We start from the raw sequence: 6,674 nt of genomic DNA on the forward strand, positions 1-6,674 counted from the left end.
GGGCGGGGGCTGCTGCTGAGACGGGGCCTGGCCGGCCGTGGTGCCCTGCGTCTGGCTCGGCCGCTGGGCGTCCGTGCCGACGGTGCCGGTCTCGCGGACCGTGCCGGGGGTCGTGGCCGGGGCCGAGGGGCCGGCCGAGCTGCTGGCCGTGGGGGACGGGCTGCGGCCCGTGGGGCTCTGCGAGGCGCGGCCCGTGCTGCGGCCGGTCTCCTGGGGCAGCGGGGCACCTGGGAGGTGGTTGGTCGGGTCGTCGTTCGGGCCCGGCACGGTGACCATGTCGGAGGAGCGTACGGCCCCGCCCAGCATCGAGCCGATCAGCAGCGTCACACCGACCACGAGGGACGCGACGACGGTGCCGCGCCGCAGGACGCGCCGCCGCAGCTCCCACAGTTCCGAGCGCGGTCCGAGCTTGCGCCAGGCCTCGCCGGCGAGGCGGCCGTCGATGGAGTAGACGGGCGCGCCCGCGATGATCAGCGGGGACCAGGCGGCGAGGTAGATGATGTCGGGCGCGTCGTACGCCGGTACGGTCTTCCAGCTCACCGTCATGATCAGGGCGGCGGAGAGCAGCGTTCCGATGCAGGCCGCGACGCGCTGCCACAGTCCCAGCACCGTCAGCACGCCGACGACGACCTGGAGGAACGCCACGGTCAGGCCGGCGCCCACCGGGTGGCTCAGGGCGAAGTCGCGCAGCGGCTCGGCGACGGTCCAGGGGTGCAGCGACGTGAGCCACTTGACCATGGAGCCGCGTTCGCCGCCGTCGAAGTACACGGGGTCGCAGAGCTTGCCCATGCCGGCGTAGATGGAGATGAAGCCGAGGAACACGCGGAGCGGCAGCAGCACCACGCCGAGGTTCATCCGCCGCCCGGGGTAGTACGCGTGCCGGACCGCGTCGGCGTTGCGGCGGGCGGCCTCTGCGGACGCTCCGTACGCGTCGTCGTCGTAGTCGTCGTCGAACTCCTGGCCGGAGCGGGTGTCCTCCACGTCCGGCAGGTCGTACGCGCCGACGGCCTGCTTCATGCGCGGCAGCATCTGCGTCATGGGCGGCTCGGAGCCGCGCGGCCCGATGACGGTGGGGATCGCCTCGGTGTCCTGCGCGCTGTCGGCCTCGGAGAGCCGGGGGATGACCTGCGTGGCGCCGCTGTCGAGGCGCTCGCCGGACGAGGAGTTCCGTACGGCCTGGAGCAGGCCGGTCGCGCCGGGGTCCCCCGGCTCGGACTTCCCGCTCCAGACGACGGGTGTCCGCCGCCGTCCTGCGGTCGCACCGGCCATCGCCGGAATGCGGGCCGTGTCCCCCAGCCCGCTGCCCACACCGCCCGCCCCCGCGTACGGCGGGACGGGCCGTCGGCTCTGGGCCGGGGCGAGCTGCACGCGGAAGCTGGCGTGGTTGACGATGACCTGCGCTGGATCGCAGGGCACCTTGACCATGCTCAGGGCGGGCTGATCGTCGAACCCGGGTGTTCTGGTGTCCACACTCATCTAACCGAGTGACGTGTCGTTAGGACACTGCCTTGACGGCCCCGATCTGTCCGAGACCCGTCAAGACACCCTTACCGGGACATAACCGGCCCTGCCCGCCGGCCGCTTCAGCGACGGCGCTGCGCCGCCTCCCAGAGCACGATGCCCGCCGCCACACCGGCGTTCAGCGACTCGGCGCCGCCCGGCATCGGGATGCGGACCAGGTAGTCGCAGGTCTCGCCGACGAGGCGGCCGAGGCCCTTGCCCTCGCTGCCGATGACGATGACGACGGGGCCGCCGAGCTGCTCCAGGTCCTGGACCGTGTGCTCGCCGTCCGCCGCGAGGCCGACGACCGTGATCCCGGCCTTCTGGTAGCCCTCCAGGGCGCGCGTCAGGTTGGTGACGCGGGAGACCGGCGTACGGGCCGCCGTACCGGCGGACGACTTCCACGCGCCGGCCGTCATGCCCGCCGCACGGCGCTCGGGCACGACCACGCCGTGGCCGCCGAACGCGGAGACCGAGCGGACGATCGCACCGAGGTTGCGGGGGTCGGTCACGCCGTCGAGGGCGACGATCAGCGGGTCCTCGTGCTTGTCGTACGCCGCCGCCGTGAGGTCCTCGGGGTGCGCGTACTCGTACGGCGGGACCTGGAGGACGAGGCCCTGGTGGTTCAGGCCGTTCGTCATCCGGTCGAGCTCCGGACGCGGGGCCTCCATCAGGTTGATGTTGCCGCGCGCGGCCGCGAGCTGGAGGGCCTCGCGGACCCGCTCGTCGTTGTCGATGAACTGCTGCACGTACAGCGTGGTCGCGGGAACGCCGTCGCGCAGCGCCTCGAAGACCGGGTTGCGGCCGACGACCATCTCGGACGTGCCCTTGACGCCGCCGCGGCGCGGGGCCGGGCGGCGGACCGCGGCCTGCTTGGCCTTGGCCGTGGCGATGCGGTTCTTCTTGTGCTTCTTGCGGGCCTCGGCGGGCGGCGTCGGGCCCCTGCCCTCGAGGCCCTTGCGCCGCTGGCCACCGCTGCCGACCGTAGCGCCCTTCTTGTTGGACGTGCGGCGGTTCCTGCGCTGGCTGTTCCCGGCCATGACCTGTTACCTGTTCCGTTGCTTCAGACGTGCGTACGTATAAGGGAAAGTGTGCCGCCCGGGACGCCGGGCGGCACATCGCGCGTGCCGGTCAGCGTGAGCCGAGGGTCCATCGCGGGCCCGACGGGCTGTCCTCGATGACGAGGCCGGACTGCTGGAGCTGGTCGCGGATCGCGTCGGCGGCGGCCCAGTCCTTGCGGTCGCGGGCCGACTGCCGCTGGTCGAGCACGAGGCGTACGAGCGTGTCGACGACCCCGTGCAGGTCCTCGCCGCGCTCCGTGCCGCCGCCCGACCACTGCTCGGCGAGCGGGTCGAGGCCGAGGACGCCGAGCATCGCCCGGACCTCCGCGAGCCGCGCCACGGCCTCGTCCTTGTCGTCGGCGGCCAGCGCCGAGTTGCCCTGGCGCACGGTGGTGTGGACGATCGCGAGCGCCTGCGGGACGCCCAGGTCGTCGTCCATCGCCTCGGCGAACGCGGGCGGGACCTCGGTGGCGGGCTCCACGACGCCGCCCGCCTTCTCCATCACCCGCTGGACGAAGCCCTCGATGCGCGCGAAGGCGGACTCGGCCTCGCGCAGGGCCTCCTCGCTGTACTCGATGGTGGAGCGGTAGTGCGGCGTACCGAGGTAGTAGCGCAGCACGATGGGGCGCCACGCCTTGACCATCTCGGACACCAGGACCGAGTTGCCCAGCGACTTCGACATCTTCTCGCCGGCCATGGTGACCCAGTGGTTGTGCACCCAGTACGCGGCGAAGTCGTCGCCGAACGCCTTGGCCTGGGCGATCTCGTTCTCGTGGTGCGGGAAGATCAGGTCGATGCCGCCGCCGTGGATGTCGAAGGCGGAGCCCAGGTACTTGTGGGCCATCGCGGAGCACTCCAGGTGCCAGCCGGGGCGCCCGCGTCCCCACGGGGTCTCCCAGCTCGGCTCGCCGGGCTTCGCGGCCTTCCACATGGCGAAGTCGCGCGGGTCGCGCTTGCCGGTCTCGCCCTCGCCGGACGGCTGGAGGAGGTTGTCCAGGTCCTGGTTGGAGAGCTCCAGGTAACCGGGGTGGGAGCGCACGTCGAAGTAGACGTTCCCGTCGGCCTCGTAGGCGTGGCCGCGCTCGATGAGGCCGCGCATCATCTCGACCATCTCGGTGACGTGGCCGGTGGCGCGGGGCTCGTAGGTGGGCGGGAGGCAGCCGAGGGCGGCGTAGCCGTCGTTGAAGGCGCGCTCGTTCTCGTAACCGATGGACCACCAGGGGCGGCCCTGCTCCGCCGACTTCTTGATGATCTTGTCGTCGATGTCCGTGACGTTGCGGATGAACGTCACGTCGTAGCCGCGGTAGGTGAACCAGCGGCGCATGATGTCGAAGTTGAGGCCCGACCTGATGTGCCCGATGTGCGGGGCGGCCTGCACGGTAGCGCCACACAGGTAGATCGAGACGCAGCCCGGCGTGAGCGGGGAGAAGTCGCGAGTCTGCCGGGCGCTGGTGTCGTACAGCCGAATAGTCACTACACCAGGGTAGTGGGCGCACGGCAGTGCCCAGCGCCCCTTTCCCTTACCCGGGGCGGCGCGGCGCCCGGCGGGGCGGTGGCGCGTTTCCCCCGTACGAGGTCACCGGCGTGCCGCGGCGCTTCAGCCCGTGCGGACCACCAGCGCCGTGGCGATCGCCGCGAGGCCCTCGCCGCGTCCGGTGAAGCCCAGGCCGTCGGTGGTCGCGGCCGAGAGCGAGACCGGGGCGCCGACCGCCGCGGAGAGCACCTTCTGCGCCTCTTCCCGCCGCTTGCCGATCTTCGGGCGTACGCCGACGACCTGGACGGCGACGTTCCCGATCCGGAACCCCTCGGCCCGTACGATCCGTGCCGCCTCGGTCAGCAGGGTGACGCCCGACGCGCCGGACCACTCGGGGCGTCCGGTGCCGAAGTGCGCGCCGAGGTCACCGAGGCCGGCGGCGGAGAACAGCGCGTTGCAGGCGGCGTGCGCGACGACGTCGGCGTCCGAGTGGCCGGCCAGGCCGGGGCCCTCGCCCTCCCAGAGCAGACCGCCGCACCACAGCTCGCGGCCGTCCTCGAAGGCGTGGATGTCCGTGCCGACGCCGACGAGCGGCAGCGGCGGGACGGGAACGTCCGGGGAAAGCTCAGAAGCCATCGTTGGCCCTCCTGCGGGCGAGTACGGCCTCGGCCAGGACGAGGTCCAGCGGCCGGGTCACCTTGAACGCCTCTTCGTGGCCGGGTACGACGACGACCCGCACGCCGAGCTGCTCGACCATGCCGGCGCAGTCCGTCGCGCCTTCCCCGCTCGCGGCGATCGTGTCGTGCGCGCGCACCAGCGTGGCGCGGTCGAAGCCCTGCGGGGTCTGTACGGCGCGCAGCCGGGCCCGGGCGGGTGTGGCGACGACCGGCTCGGGTTCGCCCTTCTCGCCGGGCTCGACCTCTTTGACGGTGTCGGCGAGCGGGAGGGCGGGCACCACGGCCGGGGACCCGTCGCGTACGGCCTCGACGACCGCGTCGACGGTGTCGACGGGCACGAGGGGGCGGGCCGCGTCGTGCACCAGGACGGCGGTGATGTCGGCGGGCAGCGCGGCCAGGCCGAGCCGTACCGACTCCTGGCGGGTCTCGCCGCCCGGTACGACGAGGAAGTCCGTCCGTTCGGGCAGCGCGTGCTCGTCGAGAAGATGCTTGACCTCGGCGGCGCCGTCCTTGGGGGCCACCACGACGACGAGGGAGACGGCCCGGGAGTTGGCCATGGCCCGTACCGCGTGGATCAGCATGGGGGTGCCGCTCAGCGCGCGGAGCGCCTTGGGCGCGCCGGGTCCCAGCCGTACCCCGCGGCCGGCCGCGGGAATCACGGCGGCGGTGCGCGGAGTGGGCGTGGGGCGCGATTCGTCTGTCATCGGTAGCTCCGGGGCCGACAAGCTTCGGGAACGGGTTTGGCTCCGCCAGGTTTGTGTCCGCGGCCTCGGTGGGTATGGCCACAGCGTGCTGGGCGCGACGCCTTGACCGGCCCCTTCCGTGACGACTGGTCGAGCCAGCTGCCCGGGCCCGGCACACCAGGCACCAGGTGGATCAAAGGGGATCAGGGTCGCGCGGAGCACGCGGACGGGAAACGCGGGCGAAGTGAACGCGACATGCCGCAGCGCCCGGCAACAAGGGCTGGAACCTTGTCGGCGGGCACCGCGGCATCGTTACTGGGTATCAGGGAAGGAGTCCCTGCGACCCGGAGTCAGGACGCGAGGACCTCGTCGAGCAGAGCCTCGGCCTTGTCTTCATTGGTGTTCTCTGCGAGCGCCAGCTCGCTCACCAGGATCTGACGCGCCTTCGCGAGCATGCGCTTCTCACCTGCGGAGAGACCGCGCTCACGCTCGCGGCGCCACAGGTCGCGCACTACCTCGGCGACCTTGATGACATCACCGGAGGCGAGCTTCTCGAGATTTGCCTTGTAGCGCCGGGACCAGTTCGTCGGCTCTTCGGCGTACGGTGCGCGCAGCACCTCGAAGACCCGGTCGAGCCCTTCCTGACCGACTACATCGCGTACACCGACGAACTCCGCATTGTCCGCAGGCACACGAACAGTCAAGTCACCCTGGGCGACCTTGAGCACCAAGTAGGTCTTGTCCACGCCTTTGATCTGGCGAGTTTCGATAGCCTCGATCAGCGCGGCCCCGTGATGGGGATAGACCACGGTGTCGCCAACCTTGAACGTCATGTGACAGGTACCCCTTCCGTGGCTATCCAGAGTAACACGGAAACGGCTTCTTCTGAATGGCGTTTCCGCAGGTCAGGGCATATCTCGGGGCTTGACAACAGCAACAGGAACGTGCTGCGCCGGGCTTCCGGAAGCGGGTATTCGCAGGTCGGAGCGGCTGTACGGGCGCAGAGAAACGCGTACGTTACACCCATCACGGACCCCTCCGAAGACGCCGAACGTCCCGTTTTGCCGGGTTCCGAGCGGCGCATGTGGCGTACTCCCTTCGCCGATCGGTCACCCGTTCGCCGGAATCAGGAATTGATCAAGTACGCCCGTGATCAATTTCGCAGGCCATCCGCATTCCTTACGGATAATCCGCCCCGCGGACGCCAGGACGACCTGGCCGGGATATGGGAACGGCGTACGGAACGGGCCGCCGCGGCCTCCCGCGGCCGGTATGGGCG

Annotated in this window: 6 protein-coding genes; all 6 read right to left on the bottom strand. The window is 71.3% G+C overall.

Annotated features, from left to right (window positions below):
- Positions 1-1,476: DoxX family membrane protein (locus tag E2E34_RS29235; RefSeq protein ID WP_138904891.1), on the bottom strand; the 1,476-nt coding region annotated here is incomplete at its 3' end.
- Between the two features lie 107 nt (positions 1,477-1,583).
- Entirely contained in the window at positions 1,584-2,540 is a 957-nt protein-coding gene (rlmB, locus tag E2E34_RS29240; RefSeq protein WP_138904892.1) for a 23S rRNA (guanosine(2251)-2'-O)-methyltransferase RlmB, read from the bottom strand.
- A 91-nt stretch (positions 2,541-2,631) separates the two neighbouring features.
- Positions 2,632-4,035 carry a cysteine--tRNA ligase gene (gene cysS / locus E2E34_RS29245; RefSeq protein WP_138904893.1) on the bottom strand — a complete coding sequence of 468 codons (1,404 nt, stop codon included), beginning with the start codon at positions 4,033-4,035 and terminating at the stop codon, positions 2,632-2,634.
- A gap of 123 nt (positions 4,036-4,158) precedes the next feature.
- On the bottom strand, positions 4,159-4,671 hold the full coding sequence (gene ispF / locus E2E34_RS29250) for a 2-C-methyl-D-erythritol 2,4-cyclodiphosphate synthase (protein WP_138904894.1): 513 nt from the start codon (positions 4,669-4,671) through the stop codon (positions 4,159-4,161).
- On the bottom strand, positions 4,661-5,416 hold the full coding sequence (gene ispD, locus E2E34_RS29255) for a 2-C-methyl-D-erythritol 4-phosphate cytidylyltransferase (protein WP_138904895.1): 756 nt from the start codon (positions 5,414-5,416) through the stop codon (positions 4,661-4,663). The genes ispF and ispD overlap by 11 nt, the downstream gene beginning before the upstream one ends.
- Before the next feature lie 329 nt (positions 5,417-5,745).
- The gene (locus E2E34_RS29260; RefSeq protein WP_006380568.1) at positions 5,746-6,228 is read right to left on the bottom strand and encodes a CarD family transcriptional regulator; all 483 of its coding nucleotides are present in this window, start codon (positions 6,226-6,228) and stop codon (positions 5,746-5,748) included.
- Positions 6,229-6,674 lie beyond the last annotated feature (446 nt).

Origin of the sequence: Streptomyces albidochromogenes (assembly GCF_005981925.1) — a bacterium.
Lineage (GTDB): Bacteria > Actinomycetota > Actinomycetes > Streptomycetales > Streptomycetaceae > Streptomyces > Streptomyces albidochromogenes.

What these genes read in the sequence shown, in the direction of transcription:
- rlmB (WP_138904892.1), bottom strand. Translation starts at nt 2,540, where the DNA reads ATGGCCGGGAACAGCCAGCGCAGGAACCGCCGCACGTCCAACAAGAAG.
- ispF (WP_138904894.1), bottom strand. Translation starts at nt 4,671, where the DNA reads ATGGCTTCTGAGCTTTCCCCGGACGTTCCCGTCCCGCCGCTGCCGCTC.
- ispD (WP_138904895.1), bottom strand. Translation starts at nt 5,416, where the DNA reads ATGACAGACGAATCGCGCCCCACGCCCACTCCGCGCACCGCCGCCGTG.
- E2E34_RS29260 (WP_006380568.1), bottom strand. Translation starts at nt 6,228, where the DNA reads ATGACGTTCAAGGTTGGCGACACCGTGGTCTATCCCCATCACGGGGCC.